The organism is Bradyrhizobium sp. MI1.7, from assembly GCF_055811795.1.
In genome coordinates this window covers 152,320-178,207 of record NZ_JBVVPO010000007.1, presented here as the reverse complement: position 1 = coordinate 178,207, position 25,888 = coordinate 152,320, and the positions used below count along the sequence as shown (strand labels likewise).

Here is a 25,888-nt window from a genome sequence, read left to right as displayed (position 1 = left end):
TCTGAACACACCTCCTCCTCCCTAGGGGAGGAGGTGTTCAGAACCACCGACCCTCGATAGTCAGGCGCGCGGGATCAGCAGGCAATGACAACCGCGAGAGGAGCGCGAACATGAACCTGTACCATTTCACCCATCCCGGCACCGTTCTCCGGATTGCGGCGGAGGGACTGAAGCCGAACGACGACGATTTCATGTCGGGCGGTCTGCCGGTGGTTTGGCTGACGCGGCAGCAGTCGAACGTCATGACAGCCGCCGATGTGGCGCACATGCACAGGATGGAGGTCGGTGATCTCAACAGGAAGGATGACGATCTGATTTTCGGCGGCAAAGCCCGTTTGACGGTGCGGCTGGAGCCTCAAAAGCGGCTGGTGAAGTACCGGGATTTTTTGCGGGATGGCGGTGCGCCGCTGGTCGATCCCGCGTGCCTGACGCAAACTGCGCTTACGCAATGGTACGTCTATCTTGGCGTCATTCCGCCGCGAAAGATCGACATCACCATGACTGTCGCACTGATTGTCGAATGCCTCGATCATCACATTCAGACCCATCCCGATGCGGACGCGCGTGAACGGTTCGCTGAACAGCGGGCGCAAATCGCAACGCTGCCGCCCGATAGGCTGGCGAGCTTTGATTTGAGAACAACTGGATGAAACAGATCGCCTATCGCCTGGAGGGCATCGCCGTGAACCGTCACGCTCGCAGATCGGAGCTGGCCCGCTACCGCCGGGAAACATCCGGCGCGCTGCTGACCTATTTGGTTGATGTCGATCAGCCGCTCGACGTGCCGATCCTAAAGAACGCCGCCCGCTCTTGGCTGGATGCTCTGCCGCGCCGGATGCGGTCCTGCATCGTGTGTTCGGGTCTGATATGGGAGCGGCAGCGCGTCGGCTGGTTGTTGTTGAGCGTGCCAGCGGTGCCGAAGCCGCCAGCAGCATCCGTGTGCGGGATCTGCATTGAGTGCGCCGACCTTCCGCTTGCGGCGTTGGAACGTGCTGCCACGACAGCGTTGCAGGCGGCGGTGCCGGGCGGTCGGTTCGCGCCGATGGAGGCGCGAACATGAAGCGGCCCAGCACTGAGCCACCATCAATTAGGCAGATCGCAAAGCAATTCGGTATCTCGCGCGCCGTGCTTTGGCGCGCGCAGCAGGTTGCCCACATTCCAGCGGAGGAATTTGAACGGCTGATCGAAAGCGACAATCCACCAACGGTCACGCAGATGGTAGAAATTGGCCGCTCGCACGGCGGGCGACCTCGGCTGAAGTGGTCGCGTGCGCTCACGTCACTCAAGAGGGCGTGGGCGGCGGCAACGCCAGAGGAGCGGGCTGAGTTTGTGGCGCATGTTCTCAGCTATGATGGCGAGCGACGATGAAACCGGTTCGACCATCAACATTTGCAGGGGCGTTTCCGGTCGGTCGCGGGCATCCGACGCCCGCCGAAATGCTTTCGCGAGATGAGCGCGACCGATATTTGATCGCGGCTGCGGACAAGTATTGCGCTCGGCTGAGCGACAACGCAGCGGCGGAGTTGCTGGTCGCCAAGCTCAGTCTGTATCGAGCGACCGCTTGGCAACGCGATTGCGATGAGGCGCTTTGTCCCAATCGACATCGAGGCACCATCAGGGAATTTTTCTGGATGATCCTGAAGGCCAGGGATCGTCTGCCGGGCGAGAGGCTGGTCCGCGAGGTGTTGCGGGCGCGCGCGCGCGCGCGGCGCTGACGCTCAGAGCAATTTTATACCGCCGTCGAGCCGACCCCGGTATTTTTTGCCAACGGCCTGCGCCACCGTGTCTCCGATCATCATCATGGAGGCGACACATGAGCTTCGAACCCGGACCCGCGACCCCGCAACCGTTTTCTGCTGGGGTGTACCTCCAGTCGCAACTCGACGTGATCGAGTGGCTGCCGCCCGCTGCTGCCGAACGGCTGCGGCTGCTGCGCCAGCGTGCCGCCGATGCGCATCGGCTCATTCCAGAGTTCGAGACTGTTCGTGAAGCGAGCACGAGGAAGATCGAAGCCGCGAATGAATTGAAGCGGCTGACCGATCACCCGCAAGATTTTGGCTTCAACCTCAAGCCGGATGACCCACGCGTCAAATCCGCAATCAAGCATCTCGAAAAGATGACTGCCGATTTGAAGCGATTGACAGAATTGCGGGAGGTGCGGACGGCGGCATGGCATGCAGCATCCGCCGCGAAGGCTGCGGTCGAGAGTTGGCTTCGCGATGGCAAGCCGCACGGCACCACGCTCGAAGAGGTTGAGACCGAGCCGCCGAAGCTGAACAAGGGCGAGGACGTTTTGTCGGGCATCGAAAGCTTGCGCCGGCGCGTTCGCGAGTTGCGCGCCGACCTGCATCGGATCGCGTCCGCGCCTTACCCGAGCGCCTTCTGCAAGCAGCGCATGCGCGAACAGATCGAGGCATTGGCGCAGCGTGGAACGCCATCGGTCAGCCGGTTGGTCGAGCTTGATGGGCCGGTGGATTTCCAGACGCAGAGCCTCACATCGGAGGTTCACGCAGAGCGTCGTTCACTGGCCTTCACCGAAACAGCCGACGCGCTCGCGCTGGTCGCGTGGCTGCATCGGGATGCGCTGATTGCCGCGCTTGATCGCGAGATCAGCACGGAAGCCGATGACAAGGCTGCGCTGTCGCACGAAGCACGCCAGAAGGCCGAAGCCGAGGCGCGGGGCGATTTGCTTGCTATCGAGCGCGCCGAAACTGCGCTGGTCTGGCGTGCGATGGACGAGCGGCTGCCAGTGGAGCATCGGCCCGACTGCAATCCGCTGGCGATCTTGGGATGCCAGTTGGTCACGGTTCCGCGCACCAACGGGTCGCCCAGATCGTCGCCGATGCATGCATGGGATGTGCGGCGATGAACACGCATTGTGTGAGCCTGGGCGGCTCCCTGCCAAAGCTTACACCCGGCATCGCACGGACGCGGGACTGGGCGACCATCTCCCGCGCCACCCTCTAACACGAACTGCGTCGACACGGGCATCCTCGTCACCTCAACCCGTGCCGACGTGTCAGGGCGGCGCACCTCGCTGGCAAGGTGTGCCGCCCCATCCGATTATGAATGGTCGCTTCTGCTCTTCATCGGCTTCGAGCACCATAGACCAACCGCGACGCGCCGCTCAGTACGGACGGTACCCGCCGCAAATGTAGTTGCCGTAGGCGTCGTAGCAGTTGCCGCGGTAGGCCCCAGCCGCCGCGGCTCCGACCGCAGCGGCCCCGACCGCCGCCGCACCGACACCATACCCGCGATAGCCGTAGCCGCGATAGGCACCCCCACGATAGCCGTACCGCCCGCCGCGCACCGCGACGGCGCCGCCCCGAGCTCCTCGAACTGCTACAGCGCCGCCGCGGTAGCCTCCACCGCCCCGATAGGCGCCACCCCCGCGACCGCGAGCATCGGCGTCGTCGGGAGTGAAGGTGACTAGCAGCATGGCCGCAGCTGCCGAAGCGATGAGAATTCGACGCAACATTAGGCGTACTCCTTCTTCTGGAGAGGAAGCCGCGGGACACTTGCGCATCGCGCCGAACCGCGGTCTATCCGAAGCTCGCGCGCGGGGGCTGCGCGCTCTTGACCTGGATCAAACCACACGTTCATCTACGTGAACGGAACTGCTCCATTACTCGCTCCATCGTGAGAAGCGATCCGTCCAGTCATGACCGTTGCGGGTGAAACAGCGGACCCGCGCGCCATCCCGGTGCACCATCAGCCAGTAGCCATCCGCTGCATTTACAACTGGGCTTTTCAACATGGAGTTTCCCGATGGCGCTTGATCGGTCGTTCAGGCCGGACCCGGAATTGAAAGGGTCCTACTATCGAAGGTTGGAGGATATCCCGTTGGCTCTTGCCAAGTTCGATGTGACGGCGCTTCCAGCCAATTCTCCTGCGCAATTTGTTGTCTACTATTTCGGGGCCGAGAAACTGGCGAAAGCCATTGTCGGCATCGATCTTAACCAACCAGCGCCCGGTGCATTCCATCAACGCATGGGTGTCAGATTGCCGGAAACCAAATCATCCGCACGCAAGATGAAGCTCACGATTTCGGAAGCCGAACTCGATGCCCTGTTCGAGCATCAATCGCGCCTCCCGCTGCCGTCGAGCGCGATCACGATCCGCAATCGCCTGTCGCACGATTTCGGCCCGACGCAGGTGAGCCACATCCGTCAGCACGCACCGCGATTGGTACCGATCATGGTTAAGTTCATCGGAAACATTGAACTTGTGCTGCAGCATCTGCGCACGCTGTGGACGGCATCACAGACACGACCGTAGTCCAACGCCCTGGGCTTCATCCCACGGTGCGCGCATCCACAAGTTCCCGCTCCAGCACCCTGGGAACCGCTCCAGCGACCGAGAAGGCGGGCTTGATCAAGATCAACGCCGCCGCTCGACTGCCGCAAAAAGTGGTGCATGGCATCAAGACGACTTTTCACCATCGAACTTACCGCGATTGCGGTCATCGTTCTCAGCATGGCCGTACTCGCGTACGTGGGGTTCGCCATTTGGTCAGAACTATGAAGACCGAGGTGCGCCGCGGCCGCCGCTTACGGTTTGGTGATCTGGAGCATGGCATCAATGAAACGCTGTCTCGCTGCTTTCGCAATCGCCGCCAGCCTGTACGCACCAGTTGCGCGCGCCAACGATGCCCTGGAAGCCGAGGTGCGGGCCTACGCTCCGGTCTTCTCCCTCGCCAAAGTATGTGACATCAGGATCAGTGAGGCCACCTCGAGTGACCACCGCGCCATGCTCGAAGCGGTGAAATCCGACCCGAACGCCGACAAACTGGCCTACCGCCTCCATTACGAAGCGCAGACGGCCTACATCAAGGCCCGCGATGGAGGTCAACGGGTCACCTTCTGCAAGGACTTTATTGCAGCCAACAGCCAATACGCCAAGGCGCGCTTCACTGCCGTCGTCGAGGACCTCATGAGCGACGTTAGCACAAGTGTACAGAAAGCGATTGCCCACAACGTCTGCGGTGCACCCCTGTCAAGCTATCCAAGGCCGACTGGAAGCCGTACGCGCAAATCAAACAGATGCTTCAGAACGAGCAAAAGTTGGCCAAGAAAAACGCCGAGACGAACGGCTGGAACGTCACCGAGGAAACGACGGCGGTCACGGAACAGTTCTGCGCGGCGGTAAAAACCCGATGAGCATCCCGGCGCACCATCAGCCGGTAGCCCTCGTGCTTGATTTCGTGGACCCAGTCCGGGCCGGACGGCGGCTCGGCCACCTTCGACGGTAGACACGGTTCGATGAAGCCGGAGGGACGCCGCTGAATGACCATCAAAATTGTTCATTCATTCGAGGCCGTCAAGGAAAGGGTTGTTGAGTTGCGCTCGCGCCGCGCGATCCTCTTTGTCGGCCCCGCGCATGACGATCCTGAGCGCATCGTCCCGCAGTGGCCGCTGCATTATCTTGGCTTCATCCCACGGTGCGCGCATCCAAACGTCACGCTCTTCGTCGGTCGTCAGGATGACCGGCATGGCCTTCGGATGGATCGGCTCGACCACGGCGTTCGGCGATGTCGTGAGGAAGCCGTACACCTGATGTGGCCCCGGCACCGGCTTGGACTTCGTGCCGCGTTCACCCTTGAACGTCGTCCAGATGCCCGCGAACGCCGTGAGCGGCCTGTCGTCATTGAGTGCGAACCAGACCACGTCCTTTTTCTTGGTCTCCGGGTTCGGCTCGGGCGCGTACTCGGCGAAGCTGTTGAACGGCACCAGGCACCGGTTCTCCGGCTTTAGCCAGCCGCGCCAGTGCGGTGACGACGTGTTGCGGATGTTGGTGACCGGTGGCCCGCCTGTGCGCGGTGGTGGCGGCATGCCCCAGCGCATCATCGCAAGCTCGGTGCCGCTCTCCCGGTGCGGATGGCGGGGGGCAGGAAAGTCCGGAAAGACGCCGGGCATCGGCGCGAGGCTGCCGACATAGAGGTTGACGACGCGAAACAGCGCGATGATCGCCGCTTGGTTCGTGGTGATGCTGTATTGCACATGCAGGCTACTTGTAGGATGGAGCTAGCGATAATGTTTTTTCCAGCCTGCGCATTGCCTTTCCATACCACTTGATTGGTGAGTAGCAGGAGGGTTCGTTCTTCTGCATAATTTCAAGCAGCTTGATTTTTCGACTGGTTTCTTCGTACGTCTTGCCTCGAACAACACTGGCAGTTCGAAAAGACTTTGGGCATTCCTCCTCAATCCGCTCATACCCTGACGCTTCCATACAAAGCGTGATCGCGTCCGAGATTTCCATCTGTGCCACATCGCCAGTAGACTGGTCCACACGGCTCTCCGCGTTGTTCCTGCACGTAGCGAGAGCTTGCGTTTGATCTGAATAGCAACCAGAAAGCACGGCTGCTATGAGGGCCAGTGGTAGTGTAAATCGGAAGGGCTGGTTCATCATTCGCCCGGCCACCATATCGCGGGCGGATCGCTAGCTGAAATCTTGTTTGGCCGCAGCGCTACCAGATGGCTGCGCTTGTAAGGATAGCCTCGGACCTCCGAGCAGTCCTTGCAGCGCATGTAGCGCTCCAGTTCATGGACCGGCGTCGCCTTCGGTCGCCGCACAATGTCGAGGGCGACGGTTTCATTGGTCTCGCAGCCAAGGCAGCGCACCTCGACGAGGTAGCGGTACCCCGCGTTCAGCGCGTCACCTAGCGTGGGCGACGGCTGGGCTGGTCCCTTGAAGCCGAGCATGCGCGCGTTCCACGCCTGACAGGCAAGCCGGTCGGCTGCCTTGCGAGCCTCCGCTGCCTGCTCTGCCGCCGCTCGAACCGACGCGCCGTAAATGCTCTCGCGTGACTTCGTACCCATACCCGTAGGATCGCCGGGCCGCGTGGAACAGGCAAGCCGCTACAGATTGCGGTGGATGGCGTGCCGGGCACAACCGAGGCGACGCGCCACCCGTCACGCCCAAGCTTCCAGCAAGGCCAGAAACCCTGCGATTGGATGCGCTGGCGCGGCCCGCCCGTGTCCTGTAGTCCGCGCTCCCGGCGCGCTGTGCGGCCTTCCTGCGGCCTCGTCCGTGACGCCTGTCTCTGGCGTGGTGGTGGAACGCTCGACGCTAGCCAGTTTGTAATTCATGTCCAACTCAACACGCTTCTTGTGTGGAGCGTCGGCAGTCCACCCAACAATGGCGAGCATCACGATAAAGCCAACGATATACGACACCGCGACAAACCAGCCGTGTCGCAACCACAGCCCGACAGACTTGGCTTCCGGATACATGTTCGAGATTGCGACGCCCGCAGACGAGCCGAACCAAATCATCGAACCGCCGAACCCCACGGAATATGCAAGGAAGCCCCAGTCGTAACCGCCCTGCTTGAGCGCAAGCGCTGTCAGCGGAATGTTGTCGAACACCGAGGACAGGAAGCCGAGACCCAGCGCGGTTTGCCACGAGGCCACCGGCAATTCTTCGACCGGCATAAAGGACGCATTGGTGACAAGGGCCAGAAGGAAGACCGTCCCCTTTAAGGTTTCCGGCATGATCGCCCAATCGGGCTGACGCAGCGGCGCGGTCGCGAGGATAACGATCCACAATGCAAGTCCAATCACGGGTACGGCATCGAGCACCGTCGGAAATTTCAAGTTGGCGATGACGTTAGCCACAATAGCGATGATCAGGATTGCAGCGACAATTCCCACATAAGTCCATTCGATATGCAGGCCACGCTGCGCATCCTTTTTGATTGGGGAATGGCGGTGCTGTACGAGCGCCGCGGGTATCCCGTAGATCAGGAAGCCCGCGACGGCTGCAACATAAGCCTCGACGACACGCAGCGGGCTGATGCCGTCGATCCACATCATGGTGGTGGTGGTATCACCAACGACGCTGCCTGAGCCGCCAGCGTTAGCGGCTGCAACGATTGCGGCAAGGTAACCGATATGTACTTTGCCCTTGAAAACGTGGCGTGCCATTGTGCCGCCGATCAGGGCGGCGGCAATATTGTCGAGGAAGCTCGACGACACAAATACAATAGCAAGCAGAGCCAAGCCGCCACTCCAACCATTTGACAGGAATGCTGGCATCGCGTCGGGAATTCGGCTCTTCTCGAAATGACGCGACAGAATGGCGAAACCGATCAGCAGCAAAAACAGGTTAGCGAGGGTCACCCATTCGTGGTGAAGCTGGAACATCAGGCCGGTTAAGCCCTCCCCCTGTCGGAAGCCAGTAAACAGGAGCTTGTAAAGTGTAACGGCCACAAGCCCGGCCAACGCCACTTGAAGCGTCTTGTGGTGGAACACGGCTACGCCCAACAACGTCAGGCCGAACAGAATGAAATCAACCGGGACGCCGAAGAGGTAGAGGGGCTGTGCCGAGTACACGCCATTCGCGGATGTTGCCGAGGCCGGATTTTCGAACAGGACAGCTAGGGTGGCCACCGCAAAGAATTTGGCTCGTGGCAGGTCTTTGGGTGACAGTCGATGATCCATTGGGCGCACGCTTTCCGCGTGGCGGCCCGACCATCGCTTGACCTGTCACTGCTGCATGCAGCGAACACCCGAAAGTCGTTCTACATACCAACGGTGAGAAGGCAACCGTATTCGACGACCGGGCCGTCGTGGTGATCCGTGATGTCCGCTTCCGGTGAGCGCCGCCTGCCACCTGTCCGTCGCCGTGGACCCGCAAAACAAGCGGTCTGCCTGACGATGGCGACCCTCCGCAATCGGTCGCCTGTCTTTTGATCGTTAGATCGGCGAGCCTGTGTTAAGTAGCTGGGATACCGCCGTAACTAATTGGGCTGCAGCAAACGGCTTGTTCAGCAGAATGCTGTTAGGCACGCCTTTCGACGCCCAATCGTCGGCGGCAGCCCCCGTCACGTAGACTATAGGGAACGCAGGATCAATTTCGCGAGCCTTCTTTGCAACGCGCCATCCATCCAATTTGCCCTTCAGATTGATGTCAGTGACAAGCGCCCCGATACCGCACCTCGCTGTTCTTGATGACAACGCCGCCGTTGAGCAACGTCACCGCCTCGTCACCCGAGGCCGCGATGGCAGGCTCAAAGCCGCCTTCAGCTAGCGCATCTTCGATCATCTGCTGAATGAGGTCGTCATCTTCGACGACAAGTACGACTGGCAACTCCGCCACGATCCACCCGACCATTTAGTTCCATGCGCAAACGCAAGGCAGGCCGCATGGTTCCGTATGAACGTGCAAAAGTGAACATTGCGCGAGCGCTGGCGCCCGCGAGGGCAGTCTCTGCAAGATGGTCGGCAGGGTCCTTTGGAGGGCATGAATTTGTGCGGGGACCGCGCGACCGCACAAACCCTGCATATTTGCGTTTTTCGTTTTTCGATGTTTGTTTGCCGCATCTGCTTTTCAAAAGGCACGCCAGATGCGGCGCATTGATCTGTTTGAGGCCACAATGCAGGGCTGGTCGAGGCTCAATCCGGCGCAGCGCGAGCGGTTTTTCCAAGCGGGCCTGAAGGCGGCGCTGCGGCTCGACAGGCTGGAGTTTCGAGCTTGGCTCCTGCGACGGGTCAGGACCTCGCCGCTCTCCCCTCCGATCGATCTGGCCCGCTTCACGATTTCGGATGCCGATATTGCCCACCTTCTGAGGACGGCGCGCAATGCACCGGGCAGCGAAGCTGCCGCCGAGCCGGACAGGGACGAGGCCAATGGCGGCTAGAAGCCGCAGGCAAACCTTAAGAGGGAAGAGTTGTGATCTAGTTCACATCCTGGACCCAAAGATAAATGATACCTTGAAATTAATGGTGCAGATCAACTCGAACAACGAGGGTTGGATCATGTCCGCCATATTCGACTTCCTCTACCGCGAATACTGCCGTGCCCGCCTCGTCGAAATGCGGAAACAACTTCTGATCTCGCCTGAAAGGCATGAGGTCCCGGAAGCGATTTGCGATGCTAAGGACGCTGTCGGCGAGCAGGGCAATGACAGGCGCGGCATCACGGCATCGCGCCATCAGCACGTCGAGCGCCAGCGTTCTCGAAACCCTTTGCGGTCCTCTCGACCGACGCTGGTCTGATGATCGCCAGCACCTCGTCGGTGACGGGGCGCTGGTCGCGATCGATCCGGCTCGCTTAACGATTTCGGATGCCGATATTGCCTTGCTGCTGAAACAATTGCCTTTGAGGGCGGCGATGCCGATGGCGACAAGATCGCGCGACCCGGCAAACGAGGTGTGGTGCTCATTTGTGGACTTCTAACTACCACCCCGGCAAAGGACCCCCTTCGCCGGGGGCCGTAACCATCACTACTCTGCCTTCGGTGCTTCAACCGCAGCCGGTGCATCCGCCGGAGCCTCCACAGCCGGAGCCTCCGTAGGAGCTGTCTCCACAGCCGGAGCTGCCTCTGGTGCCTTCACAACTTCCTCTACCGTTGGTTCATCTGGTGTCATTGCGATCACTCCTCGGGAGGTTGGGGAAAACCGGCGTGGGCACCTCCCATAAACCTCCCAAAATCGGGCGGGTCTCCGTCACCGATGGATGCCGAGAATAGAGCGGTGATGGAGATACTGTTCCGCAAAACAACGCGAGCTAATGGTCAAAATTGCTCATTCATGAAAATTAAAACGAAACGGGATTTTGCCATCAGATTAGGACGGCATCACGTCATCGCGCCATCACCACGTCGAGCGCCAGCGTTCTCGAAACCCTTTGCGGCCTTCTCGACGGACGCTGGTCTGATGGTCGCCAGCACCTTGTCGGTGACGGGGTTGCGGTCGCCGGTTCAACCTCAGACAACGACGGCAAGCCGCAGGCGTTATCGGCCATTAGAAGGCCGTACAGCGCACCGGGAGCGCGGCACCCGACCGGGCCGCAGCGATGGGCGGGAGGGCGGAAACGCGGCGCTGCGGCTTTAAGCTTCGCCCGGAAATCGGCCGGGCGGCGTGCGCCGCTGTGCGCGGCCAGTCAGAGGAAGTGGGAAACCGTGCGTGGGAAACGCTTGATCTTGCTCGATTGGTCCTTTCCCTCTCGTTAAGGACCTTTGTCCACTTGCGGCTTCACGGCCGCCAGCACTGCGACGGCGGCCTCAAAATCCTTCAGGCGGGCGGCGCGGCGGGCACCCGCCTCCTCGTCCACGCCCCATTTCTCGGCGTTCCAGTCCTCGTCGACATGGGCGGCGGCCCAGACCTGGCCGGCATCGCGCACGCCACGGGCGAGCGCCAGCGCCAGCAGCGCCGAACCGGTCAGGGTCGTCACCACGTGGAGCGCCGCGATAGACCAGGGATCACCGGGCAGCGCCGCGCGGGCGGCCTGAACGGCCTCGTCCGGCTGCTTCACATGCATGATGCCTTCGGACAGGATGAAATGCGCGCCCAGCGTCTCCGCGGCCCAGAACAGCACGGGATCCCAATGCGTGGCCTCGCGGGCGACCAGCCCTTCGGGGTGGCCGGCGCGATAGAACAGCAGGTCGGTCTCGAAGTATTTTGCAAGGTCGGCGCTGACGAGCTCGACGCGATCGATGACACCCTCGACGACGCTGTTGGCGATCCGCGTCAGCGGCATCGTCACGGGATTAATCGTCTCGCCCTGGGCCGCCCATTCCGCGGCCACGGCATCGGCCAGCGCGCGCGACGGGATCACCACCTGCCGGGCCGATGGCGTCCGGATCGGCCTGCCGTCCAGCGTGATGGCGAGACCGCCCTCGGCCTCGGCCACGCCCGCCTCCTTGTAGAAGCGCTTGCGCTGCGGCGTACGCGCGGCCTGACGCACCGCCTCCTGCGGATCGAGCGGGGATCGCCCCGCAACCTCATCGAACAATTCGCGCATCTCGTTTCGGCCTTCGGTCTCTGAATGCTAGGCTTGTAAGCCTAGACCGGCGGCTGATAAAGCGAGCGGCAAGGCATGAGGGAACTTGCGGGCATTGCGGCCCTTCTCGCCGGGCTCTGGCCGGCCGCGGCGGACGCCGGTTTCCGCACCCCGGAATCGCTGGTCCGCAATGTCTACGCGCATTACGGCGATGGCGCGCCGGAACTGTCAAATGGCCTGCCGCGCGATGCCGCCTCCGCCCGGCAATTCTTCGACCCCAGCCTGCGCAAGGCCTGGAGCGCGCCGAGGGTCGAGCCCTACGACTTCCTGGTGCAGAGCCCGAGCTGGAAGCTCGGCCCGGTCGTGATCGCGGTCGTTCGCAGGCAATACGACAAGACCTATGTCGCGGCGAATTTCGACAATCGCGGGCGGAAGGTCACGCTGAACTTCGTCCTGGTCAACGGACCCGAGGGATGGCTGATCACGGATGTCGAGAGCCCGCATGACAGTCTGCGGATGTTTCTGGAGCAGTTTCGGAAGTGAGGGGGTTGTTCGACTCACAGCTGTCATGCCCCGCGAAGGCGGGGCATCCAGTACGCCGCGGCCTATCGATTCAACCGCAACCGTCTCGGAGTACTGGATCGCCCGCCCCAGTGCGCAATTGCGCACAAGGCGGGCGATGACACCGGAGAATGTGGCTTACTCGGTCGCGCAACTGCCGCAGCCGGCACGTCCAATCCCTACTCTTCCGGCGCGTTCTCGATCGGATCAAACCGGCTGGCATCGAGCCCGAGCAGATTCCACGACTGCTGCATGTGCGGCGGCAATGGCGCGGTGGCGTCGATCACGCCGCCGCGGGGATGCGGAATGACGATGCGGCGCGCAAGCAGATGCAACCGGTTTTGCAGGCCGCCCGGCAGCTGCCAATTCTCGATGTTGAAATATTTGGGATCGCCGACGATGGGGTGGCCAATATGCTCCATGTGGGCGCGCAGCTGATGGGTGCGGCCGGTCACGGGCTTGAGCGACACCCAGGTCAGCTTGTTGCCGGCGGTCTCGACCACCGCATAATACGTCACCGCGTGGCTGGCACCTTCGTCGCCATGCTGGGCGATGCGCATGATGGTGTCGTCCTCGCTCTCTTCCTTCGCGAGGAAGGTCGAGATGCGGCCCTGCTTCGGCTTCGGCAGACCTGGCACCAGCGCCCAATAGGTTTTTCGCGCGGACCGCGAGCGGAAGGCGCCGGTCAGATGCGAGGCGGCAAATCGCGTCTTGGCGATCAGCAGGCAGCCCGAGGTCTCCCGGTCGATGCGGTGCACGAGGCGCGGCTTCTGGCCCTTGGAATCGCGCATCACCTCCAGCATCTGGTCGATGTGCCGTGTCATGCCCGAGCCACCCTGCACGGCGAGGCCGAGAGGCTTGTTCAGGACGAGGACGTCGTCGTCCTCGTAGATCGTCATCTCTTTGAGCGCCTGAAGCGTCTTTTGGGCACCTTCGGACAGCTCGCCGACGGCCTTTGGCGTGTCGAGCTTCAACGGCGGGATGCGGACGCTCTGGCCCTCCTCCAGCCGATCCTTGCTGTCGACACGCTTGCCGTCCACGCGCAGCTCGCCTTTGCGGACGACGCGCTGGATGTGGGAGAACGACAGGCCGGGAAAGCGCGCTTCCAGGAAACGATCGACGCGCATGTTGTTTTCATCAGCCGTCACCTTGACGGTCTGCACCTTCGTCGGCAGCAGCGCCTCGACGGGCTTTGCCGGCGCAGGCGCTTCGGGCGCAGCGGCTTTCGGCGTGCGCCGCTCGGCACGCTCCGCCGCAAAGCGCGGCGGCTTCGCACCCGGCTTGCCACCCGGCCGTGGCCCCGCCTTCTTCGCGGTACGCGCCTTGAACGGACGCGAATCGTCGCGCTCGTCACGCGAGCGGGGCTTTGGGTTCATTCTTTTGATGCGGCGGCTCATGGTTGCCTGCGTACCCTAAAAGCCGGCTCCCGTCACGGCGAAATGGCCGTTTCTAGCGAGAGCCTCCCCGCTCCTTCCGGAGCTTGGCCCAGTAATCCAGCCGCTTGCGGATCTCGCGCTCAAAACCGCGCTCGGGCGGGTCGTAGAAGGTCTGGCGGCCCAGGGCTTCCGGAAAGTAGTCCTGGCCGGAGAAGGCGTCGGGGGCGTCGTGGTCGTATTCGTAGGCCGCGCCGTAGCCCTCCGACTTCATCAGCTTGGTCGGGGAATTGAGGATGTGCTTTGGCGGCAGCAGCGAGCCGGCCTGTTTTGCGACCTGCATCGCGGCCTTGAAAGCCGTGTAGACGGCGTTCGATTTCGGCGCGGTGGCGAGGTAGACGACGGCCTGTGCGATCGCGAGCTCGCCCTCGGGATGGCCGAGGAAGTCGAAGGCGTCCTTGGCCGCGTTGGCAATGACGAGCGCCTGCGGATCGGCAAGGCCGATGTCCTCGACCGCCATGCGCACGACGCGGCGGGCCAGAAACAGCGGGTCCTCGCCGGCATCGAGCATGCGCGCGAGGTAATACAGCGCGGCGTCGGGATCGGAGCCCCGCACCGACTTATGCAGCGCCGAGATCAGGTTGTAGTGACCGTCGGCCGACTTGTCGTAGATCGGCGCGCGGCGCTGCAGGATCTCCTGCAACTGCGCCGCGTTGAAAATCTCGTCCGCCCGCGCCGAACGCCAGACCTCCTCGACAAGCGTCAGCGAGGCCCGGCCGTCGCCGTCGGCCATGCGCACCAGCACGGCGCGCGCCTCGTCATCGAGCGGCAGCTTGCGGCCCTCGACCTCTTCGGCATGCGCGAACAGTTTTTCGATCGCGGCGGCATCGAGCGAGCGAAACACCAGCACGCGCGCACGAGAGAGCAACGCCGCGTTGAGCTCGAAGGACGGGTTTTCGGTGGTCGCGCCGACCATCACGACGGTGCCGTCCTCCATCACCGGCAGAAACGAATCCTGCTGCGCGCGATTGAAGCGATGCACCTCGTCGACGAACAGCAGCGTGCCCTTGCCCATCTCGCGGCGGGCGCGTGCGGCATCGAACGCCTTCTTCAGATCGGCGACGCCGGAGAACACCGCGGAGATCTGCTCGAAATGCAGATCGGTCGCATCGGCCAGCAGCCGCGCCACCGTGGTCTTGCCGGTGCCGGGCGGGCCCCAGAACACCAGCGATCCGAGCGTGCGCGTCTCCAGCATGCGCGTCAGCGCACCATCGGGACCGAGGATATGGTCCTGGCCTACGACCTCCGACAGCGCGCGCGGGCGCAGCCGGTCCGGCAGCGGATGCGGAGCCTCGTGGTCGAGCCCCGCCGCGGCAAAGAGAGTTGGCGTCTCCTGTGGTCGCTTCGGGCTCATCCGCCCAGCGTGACGTTGATCTGCTGGCCACCGCGCACCAGCGTGATGCGCCAGATCCGCGGCCGTTCGCCCGCCGCCTTTTCGAGGTCGCCGGTCTTGCTGATCTTCTGGTTGTTGACGGCGAGGATGATGTCGCCCTTCTGGAAGCCGACACTCGCAGCCGCGCTGTCGCCGCCGAGATCGGTGATCACGACGCCTTCGGTGTCGGCGTCCAGATGCAGCTCGTCGGCAACCGCCGGCGTGATGGACGAGACCTTCGCGCCCTGGAACGGCGAGCGCGCGGTGACGACGAGTTCGTTGCGGCCGGAGTCGGGTGCGGTCTCGAGCGAGATCGTGACCTTGAGTGGCTTACCGCCGCGCTGCACGTCGATCTGCGCCGTGCCGCCGAGCGGACGCGTGGCGAAACGGTAATCGAAGGCGTTGGGATCATCCACGGTCTGGCCGTCGATCCCGGTGATGAGATCGGAGGATTTCAGGCCGGCCTTGGCCGCGGGGCCGGTCGAGACCACGCTTGCGACCAGCGCGCCGGTCGGCGAACGCAGGCCGAGGCTCTCGGCGATCTCGGGCGTCACCGCCTGCAATTTTGCCCCTAACCACGGCCGCTTCACCGCCTTGCCGCCGCTCTTGGCGGAGGCGACGACGACGCGCACCATGTTGGCGGGAATCGCAAAGCCGATGCCTTGCGAGCCGCCGGAGCGCGAATAGATCGCGGTATTGATGCCGGCGAGCTTTCCGCTCATATCGACCAGCGCGCCGCCGGAATTGCCGGGATTGATGGCCGCATCGGTCTGGATGAAGAACTGGTAGTCGGTGATGCCGACCTGGGTGCGCGCGAGCGCCGAGATGATGCCGTGGGTCACGGTCTGGCCGACGCCGAAGGGATTGCCGATCGCGAGCACGACGTCGCCAACCAGCAGTTCGTCGGAATTGGTGAAGTCGAGGGTCGGAAACTTCTCCTTGGTGTCCTTCAGGCGCAGCACGGCGAGATCGGTGCGCGGATCCTTCAGCAGGATCTCGGCCTCGAATTCCCGCTTGTCCGACAGCGATACTTTCACCTGGTCCGCGCCCTCGATGACGTGGACGTTGGTGACGACGAGGCCGGAGGCATCGACGATGACACCGGAGCCGAGCGAGCGCTGCATCTGCTCGGGCTGCTGGCCCGGCACGCCGAAGAAGCGGCGGAAGATCGGGTCGTCCAGCAGCGGATTGCGGTTCTGCACCACCTTGGCGGCGTAGACGTTGACGACGGCCGGCTGCACCCGCTGCACGATCGGCGCATAGGACAGCCGCAGCTCGGCGGGCGAGGACGGTGCACGACGGTCCTGCGCGGCGGCCGGATTGAGGTGGGCTGAAAACGCTATGCACAATGCCGTGATGACGGCGGTCCGGGTCGATCGAAACATTCCTACCTCTCGGAAAAGACGCCGGAATATAGGCGCGTTCGCCCGCCAATAGAAGGGCGCCAGGGGGCATTATTCAGCCGCCTTTCCGGTGTGTCCGGCGTGCAAGTCCCGCATGCGAAATGACAATTTACCTGGGCGGTGGATTGGCATGATGCGCGTCATCCACCATTGTGGTGTCGAGCGGATTCGGTTGCGGCGAATTGGCATCAGTGGGAACCGCGCAACCGGGCGCAGCGTCGCGGGGCAGTCATCGTTCATACCTAGGCTCTCCCGTTACGACTTGGGGAAGTTCGTCAAACGATGGAGTCATGATGTGAGCAGGACAAGACTTGCAGCCACCGCGATTGGTCTCGCCGGTGCGCTGGCGGCCTCGCAGGCCCAGGCCCAAACGGCAAGCAGCAGCGATCAGGAGATCGCACTGCTGAAGCAGCAATTGAAGATGCTGGAGCAGAAGCTCGACAAGCTCCAGAGCCAGACCGCCGCCAACACGGCGGCCACGGCGAAGGCCAAAGTCGAAGCAAAGGCAGAGGCCAAGGCCGAAGCGCGCTCGGAGGCAAAGGCGGTCGTGGCCAATGCCAACGCGGCGATCCCGCTCAAGGGACCGGCGCCCGCGTCCGGCGCCGTCGTGACGATGCCGAACAACCGGCCGACCATCTGCACCGCCGACGGGGCGAACTGCGTCGCGATCACCGGTCGCGTGCACTACGATATGGGCGGCTATGACTATCGTCCCAACACGGCGGCAACTGTGCCGCAAAAGCTGGACAGCGGCGAAAACGTGCGTCGCGCGCGCATCGGTGTCGTCGGCAAATTCCTCGAAGACTGGAATTTCGCGCTGATCTACGATTTCGGGGGCTCGTCCGACGGATTTGGCGGCACGGGCGCCGCCGGCGCGACCCCTGTCGGCTTCCTGCCGGGCGGGGGCACCTCCGGCATCGAGAATGCTTGGGTGAGCTACACGGGGCTGAAGCCGTTCGGCGGCAAGATGGCAATCGAAGCCGGCATCATGGACCTTGCCTGGACCCTGGATGAATCCACGAGTTCCAACGACATTGCGTTCATGGAACGCGCCTCGGTCGGCATCATCGCGCAAAATATCGCCGCCGGCGACTTCCGTTCCGCCGCCGGTGCCCGCTGGTACAATGACGTGTTCTGGGCCGGCGCTTACGTGACCGGCCCGACCTCGGGTGCCATTCACTCGGCCTCGAGCGTGTCACCTCCCGGGACCAGCGAGCAATACGGCGCGACCGCCCGCGTTGCGGGCCAGGTTGTGAGCGGCAACGACTACTCGGTGCATCTCGGCGCCGACGCGGAATGGCTGATCCAGCCGCCGCGCAATCTGATCGCGAACACGCAAACGCTCACGCTCAGCGATCGTCCCGAGTTGCGCATCGATCCCACGACGCTGATCTCGACCGGAGCGATTGCAAATGTGTCGGGCGCGCAGGTCTATGGCGTGGAAGCCGCGGCCACCTATGGACCGCTCTGGGTCCAGGGCGAATACTACTGGTTCAACATCGATCGCGGTGCGAACACCGCGGTGGCGCCCATCGGTACGTCGAGCCTGAAATTCCAGGGCGGCTACGCACAGGCGGCCTATGTCCTGACCGGTGAATCGCGCAAGTACAATCCGAGCAACGCGGCCTATGGCGGCGTCAAGCCGAACAATCCGTTCTCGATCAACGGCGGCGGCTGGGGTGCCTGGGAGATCGCCGGTCGCTACTCGACCATAGATCTGAACGATCAGTTGGCGACCGCCGCCGGCATCGCCGGCGGGCGGCAAACCGTCTACACGCTGGCGCTCAACTGGTACGTCAACGGCAATGTGCGCTTCATGCTCGACTATCTGCATGGCACGGTGTCGAAGCAGGCCTCGGCGGTGTCGGCGGCGGACACCGGCTCGAAGTTCGATGCAGTCGCGTTGCGCACGCAGTTTGCGTTCTGATGCAATCTCTTCCGGGAGCGGCACGGTCCGCTCCCGGAGAGTTACGCTGCGCGTTTCGGCTTCTTGACCGGCTCCACTTCGGGCGGCGGCGCGCAGGACAGCCGTTGCTGATGGCTCTCGCCCCAGGCCTTCAGGATGTCGATCACCGGCCGCAGGCTCTCGCCGAGCTCGGAGAGGCAATACTCCACGCGTGGCGGCACCTCGGCATAGACCTTGCGGATGACGAGCTTGTCCTCCTCCAGCGCGCGAAGCTGCTTTGTCAGCATGCGCTGGGTGATGCCGGGCATCCGGCGACGCAGTTCGCCGAAGCGCTGGGTGCCGTCCTGGAGATGGTAGAGGATCACGCCCTTCCACTTGCCGTCGATCAGGTCCAGCGTCGCCTCGACCGAGCAGCCCGGACGCCGGGTAAAATCTCGCCGCTTCATGCGTGTTTTCCCGATAGTATCCAAACAGGGACTATATCCCCGAATTTACAGTACTTGCCAAATCGGGGCTAGCGGGACAGTTAGCGGGCCAGGCGCACATCACAAGCTACGCGCCATTTGATGGAGACAAGCCATGAAGGCCGTCGGCTACAAAAAATCGCTTCCGATCGAGGATCAGGACGCGCTGATCGATTTCGAGACCGCAAAGCCCGAGCCCAAGGGGCGCGATATCCGCGTCGCCGTGAAGGCCATCTCGGCGAACCCGGTCGATTACAAGGTACGCAAGCGTGCCGCCCCGCCCGAGGGCGAGACGAAGATTCTTGGCTATGACGCGGCCGGAATCGTCGATGCCGTGGGTCCGGACGTCACGCTGTTCAAGCCGGGCGACGAGGTGTTTTACGCCGGCTCGATCCTGCGCCAGGGCACCAATTCCGAATTCCACCTGGTCGACGAGCGCATCGTCGGCAACAAGCCGAAGAGCCTGTCGTTCGCGCAAGGAGCAGCCCTTCCCCTCACCTCCATCACCGCCTGGGAACTGCTGTTCGACCGGCTCGGCGCGGTGCCGGGCAAGAGCGTCGATCCGCGCACGCTGCTGATCACGGGCGGCGCCGGCGGCGTCGGCTCGATCCTGATCCAGCTTGCGCGCCGCCTCACGGGCCTCACGGTGCTCGCCACGGCGACGCGGCCGGAATCGCAAAAATGGTGCCTCGATCTCGGCGCGCATGCGGTGATCGACCACGGCAAGCCGATGAAGGAGCAGATCGAGAGCTTGAGGCTGCCGCCGGTGGCGCTGGTGGCGAGCCTTACCTTCACCGACCAGCACTACAAAGCGATCGCCGAGTTCATGGCGCCGCAGGGTCGGTTCGGCCTGATCGACGATCCCCCGGAGTTCGCCGTGAGCACCTTCAAGGGCAAGGCGATCTCGGTACACTGGGAATCGATGTTCACGCGCTCCTCTTTCCAGACGCCCGACATGATCGCGCAGCATCATCTGCTCAACGACGTCTCCGACCTCATCGACAAGGGCGTGCTGCGCACCACGCTCGACCAGACCTTTGGCACGATCAACGCGGCCAACCTCAAGCGCGCGCATGCGTTGCTCGAAAGCGGCAAGTCGCGCGGCAAGATCGTGCTGGAGGGGTGGTAGGTATTTACGGCTTCGTAGGGTGGGCAAAGGCGCACTTGCGCCGTGCCCACCATCTTCTCGACATGCACAATCACAGTGGTGGGCACGCTGTCGCTTTGCCCACCCTACGGCAGCTACGTTTCCGGCACGCCCTCGACGAAGAGATCACATGGGCCGGCACAGACGTAGTCTCAGGCAATCGTGTTGACGATGCCGCCTTCGGCGCGCAGCGCCGCACCGTTGGTCGCGGACGCTTCCTTCGACGCGACATAGACCACCATGTTGGCGATTTCGTCGACGCTGGCGAAGCGCTGGATCAGCGAGCTCGGGCGGTGCTGCTTGACGAAATTGGCCGCGGCCTCATCGACCGACTGGCCATTCTGCTTGGCGAGATCCTTCACGAAGGTCTCGACGCCTTCCGACATGGTCGGACCCGGCAGCACGGAATTGACGGTGACGCCGGTGCCGCGGGTGAGCTGCGCGAGGCCGCGGGCGACCGAGAGCTGGGCCGTCTTGCTCATGCCGTAGTGGATCATCTCGACGGGAATGTTGAGCCCGGACTCCGATGAGATGAAGACGATGCGGCCCCAGTTGCGCTTGAGCATGCCCTTCATATAGGCGCGCGACAGCCGCACGCCGCTCATGACGTTGACCTCGAAGAAGCGGCTCCAGTCCTCGTCAGGGATCTCGAAGAAGTCTTTTGGCTCGAAGATGCCGGCATTGTTGATGAGGATGTCGACCTCCGGCAGCGCCGCCACAAGCGCCTTGCAGCCCGAAGCGGTCGAGACGTCGGCGGCGATGCCGCGGACCTTAAGGCCCGCCCCTTCCAGCTTGCGCACGGCGGCATCGACCTTGTCCTGGCCGCGACCGTTGATGACCACGCTCGCGCCGGACGCGGCGAGACCTTTTGCGATGGCGTGGCCGATGCCGGCGGTGGAGCCGGTCACGAGGGCGGTCTTTCCGGAAAGGTCGATCTTCATGAATCATCTCCATTGTTGCTGAAGCGGATATCGTGTCCAGCGCACGCCGCTTCAATCGCCACAACTGCGAAATCGTAGGATGGGGCAAAGCGATTTGTCCGCCGTAGCTCGAAGAGCGAAGGCGGAAGCGTGCCCACCTTTTCGACACGAGTTGAAAGCGAAATGGTGGGCACGGCGCGCGAAGAGCGCACCTTTGCCCGCCCTACGGCACTATTGCCGCGGCGGTAGCGTCCTGAGAAACGCGACGATGGCATCGAGGTCCTGCGCCGTCATGCTGGCATAGGCAGCATAGGCCATCGGCGGCTTGAGCTTGTGGCCATCGCGCGCGATGCCTTGCGTAATCGCACGTTTGATTTCGTCGTCGCTCCAGCCGCCCAGGCCGGCCGCGGGATCGGCGGTGATATTGGGGGAGATGGATTCGCCCCACGGCCCCTTGAACGTGCGGCCACCCTTGCCGCTCGCACCCGCGAAGTCATGCACGGCGGACGGGCCCTCCGGCGTGTGGCATTCCAGGCAATGGGCGATGGTCAGGAGATAGCGGCCGCGCGCGAGCTTGTCGGAGAGCTCGGCCTCGGTCGCCTGCTTGCCGGCATAGGTCGGCGTTTCCGGCTTCAGCGCGATCCTGTATTCCGGCGCCGGCGTTTCGTGGCGCACTGCGGGTACTGAGCGCAGGTAAGCGGTAAGCGCATCGAGATCCCGGGCCGTGAGCACCGTGTAGAATGCGGTCGGCATGATTGGCGCGACCTTGGTCCCGTTCGGCCTGTGACCGCTGACCAGAAACCGCTTCAGCTCGGCATCGCTCCAGTTGCCGATGCCGGTGTCCTTGTCCGGCGTGATGTTGGAGCCGGTGACCTTGAAGGCAGGCTCATCGAAGACCTGGCTGCCGCCCGCTAGCGCGCGCGAGAGATCGAGGCCCTGCGGCCCGCGCGGCGTGTGGCAGTTGTGGCAGACCATCACGCTGTTGACGAGATAGGCACCGCGCTCGACCAGCGTCTCGCCAGAGGCCGGCGACATCAACAGCGCCAGCGTGATCCCAAGCACAATCCTCATCGACAGCCCCCCGGCCGGAATCGCGTTCACCAGACGATGCGCGGCATGAGATATCGCCGCGCCATACAAAAAAGCGGCGCCCAGGGGCGCCGCTTTCTGAAAACTGAGGTACCGGCCGGCTTACGCCGCCTCGGCTTCCTTCTCCTGCACCGGACCGGAGTCCTGGCCCTTGGCATCGACGTCACGGTCGACGAACTCGATCACGGCCATCGCGGCGTTGTCGCCATAGCGGAAGCCGGCCTTGATGATGCGGGTGTAGCCGCCCTGACGGTCCTTGTAGCGGGGCGCCAGCACGTCGAACAGCTTCTTGACCTGGTCCTTGTCGCGCATCTCGGAGATCGCCTGGCGACGCATGGACAGGCCGCCCTTCTTGCCGAGAGTGACGAGCTTCTCGACGATCGGACGGAGCTCCTTGGCCTTGGGCAGCGTGGTGACGATCTGCTCGTGCTTGATCAGCGCGGCGCACATATTGGCGAACATCGCGCGGCGATGCTCGGCCGTGCGGTTGAGCTTCCGATGAACCTTGCCGTGACGCATGTAACTATTCCTTAGTTTGAAACTGCCGCGACGGTTCGTCGGACATGTTGCTCAGGTGGGCTGCCTGCGTTCGCCCGCGAAAGCGCGTTGCGCTTTCGCTTTCTTGTTTGAGCATGATCCTTATCGGAAAACCGCTTCGCACTTTTCCGGGATCATGCTGCGCTCAGTAGTGATCCTCGAAGCGCTTGGCGAGCTCGTCGATGTTCTCCGGCGGCCAGCCCGGCACTTCCATGCCGAGATGCAGACCCATCTGGGCCAGCACTTCCTTGATCTCGTTCAGCGACTTGCGGCCGAAGTTCGGGGTGCGGAGCATTTCGGCTTCCGACTTCTGCACGAGGTCGCCGATGTAGACGATGTTGTCGTTCTTCAAGCAGTTGGCCGAACGAACCGACAGCTCGAGCTCGTCCACCTTCTTGAGGAAGGCCGGGTTGAAGGCGAGGTCCGGGATGATCTCCTGGGCGACTTCCTTGCGCGGCTCTTCGAAGTTGACGAACACGTTGAGCTGATCCTGCAGGATGCGGGCGGCATAAGCCACCGAGTCATCCGGCGTCAGCGCGCCGTTGGTCTCGATCGTCATGGTCAGCTTGTCGTAGTCGAGGATCTGGCCCTCACGGGTGTTCTCGACCTTGTAGGAGACCTTGCGGACCGGCGAGTACAGGCTGTCGACCGGGATCAGTCCGATCGGCGCGTCCTCGGGACGGTTGCGCTCGGCGGGCACGTAGCCCTTGCCGGTGGCGACCGTGAACTCCATGCGGATCTCGGCGCCCTCGTCGAGCGTGCAGATCTGCAGGTCGGGGTTGAGCACGACCACGTCGCCCACGGTCTGGATGTCGCCGGCGGTGACGACGCCCGGGCCCTGCTTCTTCACGACCATGCGCTTGGGGCCTTCGCCCTGCATCTTGATCGAGATGTCCTTGATGTTGAGCACGATGTCGGTGACGTCTTCACGGACGCCCGCGATCGAGGAGAACTCGTGCAGCACGCCGTCGATGTGCACCGACTGCACCGCCGCGCCCTGGAGCGAGGAGAGCAGGATACGGCGCAGCGCGTTGCCGAGCGTCTGGCCGAAGCCGCGCTCGAGCGGTTCGGCAACGATGGTCGCGAAACGGGTCGAATCGCTGCCGGGCTGGATCTGGAGCTTGTTCGGCCGAATCAGTTCTTGCCAATTTTTCTGGATCGTCACTGTTTCACCCATACAGGCCAGTCAAACTGCTAGTGCAGACACTGGCGTTGGAGAAAGGCCGCGGATCATTCGCGCGGCTTTGCAAAAAGTCATTGCGGGCGACCAATGCGCCCGCAACTTGGTATCAAACGCGCCGACGCTTGCGGGGACGGCAACCGTTGTGCGGGATCGTGGTCACGTCGCGGATCGAGGTGACGGTGAAGCCCGCGGCCTGAAGCGCACGGAGCGCCGACTCGCGGCCCGAACCGGGACCGGCGACTTCGACTTCCAGCGTGCGCATGCCGTGCTCCTGCGCCTTCTTCGACACGTCCTCGGCGGCAACCTGCGCGGCGTACGGGGTCGACTTGCGCGAACCCTTGAAGCCCATCGTGCCGGCGGAGGACCAGGCAATCGTGTTGCCCTGCGCGTCGGTGATGGTGATGGTCGTGTTGTTGAACGACGAGTTCACGTGCGCGACGCCGGAGGCGATGTTCTTGCGCTCACGACGACGAACGCGGGTGGCTTCCTTGCCCATAGAGTACCTTTCCTGAAGATCTCAAACGCCGCCGTAATGCCAGCGGCTACACCTGTGGAACGAAAGGCGCGTGGCGAACGGGTCTCCCCTTTCGCCACACGCCGCGATTGGATTCGAAAACTTACTTCTTCTTGCCGGCGATGGCCTTGGCCGGACCCTTGCGCGTACGCGCATTGGTGTGGGTACGCTGACCGCGCACCGGCAGGCCACGACGATGACGCAGGCCGCGATAGCAGCCGAGGTCCATCAGACGCTTGATGTTGATGCCGACCTCACGACGCAGGTCGCCCTCGACGAGATAGTCGCGGTCGATCACTTCGCGGATCTGGAGCACTTCGGCATCGCTGAGCTGGTTGACGCGACGATCCTCGGGGATCTTCACCTTCTCCAGGATCTCACCAGCGATCTTCTGGCCGATGCCATGGATGTACTGGAGCGCGATCAGCACGCGCTTGTTGGTCGGAATGTTCACGCCGGCAATACGGGCCACGGCCTTCTCTCCTGTTGCCGATCCCTCGTCAGGAATCAGGCTTTAAGTGCTTGGTTTCTCGGGCAGGTGTTCACAAACGCGAACACGACGCCCACCCCTAGTCTTCCTGGGGCCCGGCATCGTTTGAAACTATCCGACTTGGATGCGGGGCTTATTAGGGGATTCAGGGGGCTTTCGTCAACCGCTGCTAGCGCTTAGCTCGCTTTTTCGTGACCTTTTTTGCGGCCTTTTTGGCACCTTTTTTGACAGCCTTCTTGGCGGTCGTTTTGGCTGCCTTTTTGACCGTTTTCTTGGTCGCCTTCTTGGCGGCCTTTTTAGCGGATTTGGCAGCCTTTTTGGCCGTTTTCGCCGGCTTTTTGGCTACCTTGGCCTTCTTGGCACCTTTCTTGGCGGGCGTCGACTTGGCCGCGCTGCGCGTTTGGGCCTTGCCATGCGACTTGGGTTCGACCGCCCCCAGCGCCAGAAGCTGGCGATGAATGGCGCGGGTGACCTCGTCGATGGCCATCATGCCGTCGATGGTCGAGAGCTTCCGCCGCTCGGAATAGTAGTGAATCAGGGGTTCCGTCTGGCTGCGGTAGCTGGCGAGCCGCTTGGTCAGGACCTCCGGGGTGTCGTCGACCCGAACCTCCTCCCCACGCTCTCGCATCTGGGCGACGCGAGTCTCGACGCGGCTCAGGAGTGCGCTCTCGTTGACGCGGAGCTCGACCACGGCGTCGAGCTTGAGATGCTTGTGCTTGAGCAGCTCATCCAGCGCCTCGGCCTGCGGCACGGTGCGCGGGAAGCCATCGAGGATGAAACCATTCTTGGCGTCCGGCTGGTCGATGCGGTCGGAGATGATTCCCACCACGATCTCGTCGGGCACGAGACCGCCGCTGGCCATGATCTCCTTGGCCTTCAGCCCGACCGGCGTTCCCGCCGCAACGGCCGCGCGCAGCATCTCGCCGGTCGAGAGCTGGACGATGCCATAGCGCTGCACCAGCAGCTGCGCCTGGGTCCCCTTGCCCGACCCCGGCGGTCCCAGAAGTATAATTCTCATCGGCGTACGCCCCCCGGATTGGTGAGCGATACGTCGCGCACCTGTGTTTGAAGTCCAATGACAGTGCAAATCATAATCGGCGCCGCACCGCTACCCATATCATAGGGGAGCAAATGCCAGGACGCCA

The 25,888-nt window shown here is 63.0% G+C and carries 29 protein-coding genes and 1 pseudogene; 11 read left to right on the top strand and 19 right to left on the bottom strand.

Annotated elements, in window-relative coordinates; all coding sequences use genetic code 11:
- Positions 1–191: 191 nt before the first annotated feature.
- The 6 genes from AC0L3X_RS10435 to AC0L3X_RS10410 all read left to right on the top strand — a co-directional run bounded on the left by AC0L3X_RS10435 (position 192) and on the right by AC0L3X_RS10410 (position 4,278).
- Positions 192–650: a hypothetical protein gene (locus AC0L3X_RS10435; protein WP_231142161.1), complete on the top strand. Its 459-nt coding sequence runs from the start codon at positions 192–194 to the stop codon at positions 648–650.
- Positions 647–1,060, top strand: a complete 414-nt coding sequence (locus AC0L3X_RS10430) for a hypothetical protein (RefSeq protein ID WP_063982610.1) — start codon at positions 647–649, stop codon at positions 1,058–1,060. Before AC0L3X_RS10435 ends, AC0L3X_RS10430 begins: the two co-directional genes overlap by 4 nt.
- A complete protein-coding gene (locus tag AC0L3X_RS10425) occupies positions 1,057–1,368 on the top strand; it encodes a hypothetical protein (RefSeq protein ID WP_063982609.1) in 312 nt (103 codons plus the stop codon). The genes AC0L3X_RS10430 and AC0L3X_RS10425 overlap by 4 nt, the downstream gene beginning before the upstream one ends.
- Positions 1,369–1,466: 98 nt before the next feature.
- Entirely contained in the window at positions 1,467–1,715 is a 249-nt protein-coding gene (locus tag AC0L3X_RS10420) for a hypothetical protein (protein WP_231142162.1), read from the top strand.
- A 98-nt stretch (positions 1,716–1,813) separates the two neighbouring features.
- Entirely contained in the window at positions 1,814–2,869 is a 1,056-nt protein-coding gene (locus AC0L3X_RS10415) for a hypothetical protein (protein ID WP_231142163.1), read from the top strand.
- Between the two features lie 899 nt (positions 2,870–3,768).
- Entirely contained in the window at positions 3,769–4,278 is a 510-nt protein-coding gene (locus AC0L3X_RS10410; protein WP_231142164.1) for a hypothetical protein, read from the top strand.
- Positions 4,279–4,578: 300 nt separating this feature from the next.
- Here AC0L3X_RS10410 and AC0L3X_RS10405 read toward each other — a convergent pair whose 3' ends face one another.
- The 7 genes and pseudogenes from AC0L3X_RS10405 to AC0L3X_RS10375 all read right to left on the bottom strand — a co-directional run bounded on the left by AC0L3X_RS10405 (position 4,579) and on the right by AC0L3X_RS10375 (position 9,114).
- Entirely contained in the window at positions 4,579–4,974 is a 396-nt protein-coding gene (locus tag AC0L3X_RS10405; protein WP_094184341.1) for a hypothetical protein, read from the bottom strand.
- Between the two features lie 73 nt (positions 4,975–5,047).
- Positions 5,048–5,293: a DNA ligase-like domain-containing protein gene (locus AC0L3X_RS10400; RefSeq protein ID WP_094184340.1), complete on the bottom strand. Its 246-nt coding sequence runs from the start codon at positions 5,291–5,293 to the stop codon at positions 5,048–5,050.
- A 13-nt stretch (positions 5,294–5,306) separates the two neighbouring features.
- A complete protein-coding gene (locus AC0L3X_RS10395) occupies positions 5,307–5,999 on the bottom strand; it encodes an SOS response-associated peptidase family protein (RefSeq protein WP_425364247.1) in 693 nt (230 codons plus the stop codon).
- A 7-nt stretch (positions 6,000–6,006) separates the two neighbouring features.
- The gene (locus AC0L3X_RS10390; protein ID WP_187388018.1) at positions 6,007–6,288 is read right to left on the bottom strand and encodes a hypothetical protein; all 282 of its coding nucleotides are present in this window, start codon (positions 6,286–6,288) and stop codon (positions 6,007–6,009) included.
- A 116-nt stretch (positions 6,289–6,404) separates the two neighbouring features.
- On the bottom strand, positions 6,405–6,818 hold the full coding sequence (locus AC0L3X_RS10385; RefSeq protein ID WP_063982602.1) for a hypothetical protein: 414 nt from the start codon (positions 6,816–6,818) through the stop codon (positions 6,405–6,407).
- Positions 6,819–6,911: 93 nt separating this feature from the next.
- Entirely contained in the window at positions 6,912–8,441 is a 1,530-nt protein-coding gene (locus AC0L3X_RS10380; protein WP_341850524.1) for a citrate transporter, read from the bottom strand.
- A 255-nt stretch (positions 8,442–8,696) separates the two neighbouring features.
- Positions 8,697–9,114, bottom strand: a pseudogene (locus AC0L3X_RS10375) (response regulator).
- Positions 9,115–9,346: 232 nt separating this feature from the next.
- On the opposite strand from AC0L3X_RS10375, the gene AC0L3X_RS10370 reads away from it, so the two are divergent.
- Positions 9,347–9,640, top strand: coding sequence for a hypothetical protein (locus AC0L3X_RS10370; RefSeq protein WP_063982600.1), 294 nt, complete (start codon positions 9,347–9,349; stop codon positions 9,638–9,640).
- A gap of 263 nt (positions 9,641–9,903) precedes the next feature.
- Positions 9,904–10,179: a hypothetical protein gene (locus AC0L3X_RS10365; RefSeq protein WP_187388017.1), complete on the top strand. Its 276-nt coding sequence runs from the start codon at positions 9,904–9,906 to the stop codon at positions 10,177–10,179.
- Positions 10,180–10,950: 771 nt separating this feature from the next.
- On the opposite strand, the gene AC0L3X_RS10360 is transcribed toward AC0L3X_RS10365, so the two are convergent.
- Positions 10,951–11,745: an ATP12 family chaperone protein gene (locus tag AC0L3X_RS10360; protein WP_283016845.1), complete on the bottom strand. Its 795-nt coding sequence runs from the start codon at positions 11,743–11,745 to the stop codon at positions 10,951–10,953.
- Between the two features lie 75 nt (positions 11,746–11,820).
- On the opposite strand from AC0L3X_RS10360, the gene AC0L3X_RS10355 reads away from it, so the two are divergent.
- Positions 11,821–12,267: a hypothetical protein gene (locus tag AC0L3X_RS10355; protein WP_473316385.1), complete on the top strand. Its 447-nt coding sequence runs from the start codon at positions 11,821–11,823 to the stop codon at positions 12,265–12,267.
- 197 nt (positions 12,268–12,464) lie between these two features.
- On the opposite strand, the gene AC0L3X_RS10350 is transcribed toward AC0L3X_RS10355, so the two are convergent.
- From AC0L3X_RS10350 to AC0L3X_RS10340, 3 genes are read right to left on the bottom strand one after another with little or no spacing between them, the layout of a single operon-like run.
- Positions 12,465–13,682 carry an RluA family pseudouridine synthase gene (locus AC0L3X_RS10350; RefSeq protein WP_071912861.1) on the bottom strand — a complete coding sequence of 406 codons (1,218 nt, stop codon included), beginning with the start codon at positions 13,680–13,682 and terminating at the stop codon, positions 12,465–12,467.
- Between the two features lie 52 nt (positions 13,683–13,734).
- Entirely contained in the window at positions 13,735–15,072 is a 1,338-nt protein-coding gene (locus AC0L3X_RS10345; RefSeq protein WP_028151184.1) for a replication-associated recombination protein A, read from the bottom strand.
- A complete protein-coding gene (locus AC0L3X_RS10340; protein WP_283016847.1) occupies positions 15,069–16,475 on the bottom strand; it encodes a DegQ family serine endoprotease in 1,407 nt (468 codons plus the stop codon). The genes AC0L3X_RS10345 and AC0L3X_RS10340 overlap by 4 nt, the downstream gene beginning before the upstream one ends.
- Positions 16,476–16,788: 313 nt before the next feature.
- Between AC0L3X_RS10340 and AC0L3X_RS10335 the strand changes: the two genes are divergently transcribed.
- The gene (locus AC0L3X_RS10335) at positions 16,789–18,420 is read left to right on the top strand and encodes an OprO/OprP family phosphate-selective porin (RefSeq protein WP_283016848.1); all 1,632 of its coding nucleotides are present in this window, start codon (positions 16,789–16,791) and stop codon (positions 18,418–18,420) included.
- Positions 18,421–18,461: 41 nt separating this feature from the next.
- Here the strand turns inward: AC0L3X_RS10335 and AC0L3X_RS10330 are convergent, their stop codons facing one another.
- Positions 18,462–18,845, bottom strand: coding sequence for a winged helix-turn-helix transcriptional regulator (locus AC0L3X_RS10330; RefSeq protein ID WP_041959361.1), 384 nt, complete (start codon positions 18,843–18,845; stop codon positions 18,462–18,464).
- A 133-nt stretch (positions 18,846–18,978) separates the two neighbouring features.
- Here AC0L3X_RS10330 and AC0L3X_RS10325 point away from each other — a divergent pair, with 133 nt between their 5' ends.
- Positions 18,979–19,992: a zinc-binding alcohol dehydrogenase family protein gene (locus AC0L3X_RS10325; protein WP_283016849.1), complete on the top strand. Its 1,014-nt coding sequence runs from the start codon at positions 18,979–18,981 to the stop codon at positions 19,990–19,992.
- A 170-nt stretch (positions 19,993–20,162) separates the two neighbouring features.
- On the opposite strand, the gene AC0L3X_RS10320 is transcribed toward AC0L3X_RS10325, so the two are convergent.
- The 7 genes from AC0L3X_RS10320 to AC0L3X_RS10290 form a co-directional block, all read right to left on the bottom strand.
- Positions 20,163–20,951, bottom strand: a complete 789-nt coding sequence (locus tag AC0L3X_RS10320; RefSeq protein WP_248878451.1) for an SDR family NAD(P)-dependent oxidoreductase — start codon at positions 20,949–20,951, stop codon at positions 20,163–20,165.
- A 210-nt stretch (positions 20,952–21,161) separates the two neighbouring features.
- Entirely contained in the window at positions 21,162–22,001 is an 840-nt protein-coding gene (locus AC0L3X_RS10315) for a c-type cytochrome (RefSeq protein WP_283016850.1), read from the bottom strand.
- 120 nt (positions 22,002–22,121) lie between these two features.
- Positions 22,122–22,538, bottom strand: a complete 417-nt coding sequence (gene rplQ / locus AC0L3X_RS10310; protein WP_014494513.1) for a 50S ribosomal protein L17 — start codon at positions 22,536–22,538, stop codon at positions 22,122–22,124.
- A gap of 163 nt (positions 22,539–22,701) precedes the next feature.
- A complete protein-coding gene (locus tag AC0L3X_RS10305; RefSeq protein WP_038942308.1) occupies positions 22,702–23,733 on the bottom strand; it encodes a DNA-directed RNA polymerase subunit alpha in 1,032 nt (343 codons plus the stop codon).
- 112 nt (positions 23,734–23,845) lie between these two features.
- Entirely contained in the window at positions 23,846–24,235 is a 390-nt protein-coding gene (gene rpsK / locus AC0L3X_RS10300) for a 30S ribosomal protein S11 (RefSeq protein WP_007603045.1), read from the bottom strand.
- Positions 24,236–24,356: 121 nt separating this feature from the next.
- Positions 24,357–24,725 carry a 30S ribosomal protein S13 gene (gene rpsM, locus AC0L3X_RS10295; protein ID WP_014494511.1) on the bottom strand — a complete coding sequence of 123 codons (369 nt, stop codon included), beginning with the start codon at positions 24,723–24,725 and terminating at the stop codon, positions 24,357–24,359.
- A gap of 187 nt (positions 24,726–24,912) precedes the next feature.
- Positions 24,913–25,761: an adenylate kinase gene (locus AC0L3X_RS10290; protein WP_283016851.1), complete on the bottom strand. Its 849-nt coding sequence runs from the start codon at positions 25,759–25,761 to the stop codon at positions 24,913–24,915.
- Between the last annotated feature and the right edge of the window lie 127 nt (positions 25,762–25,888).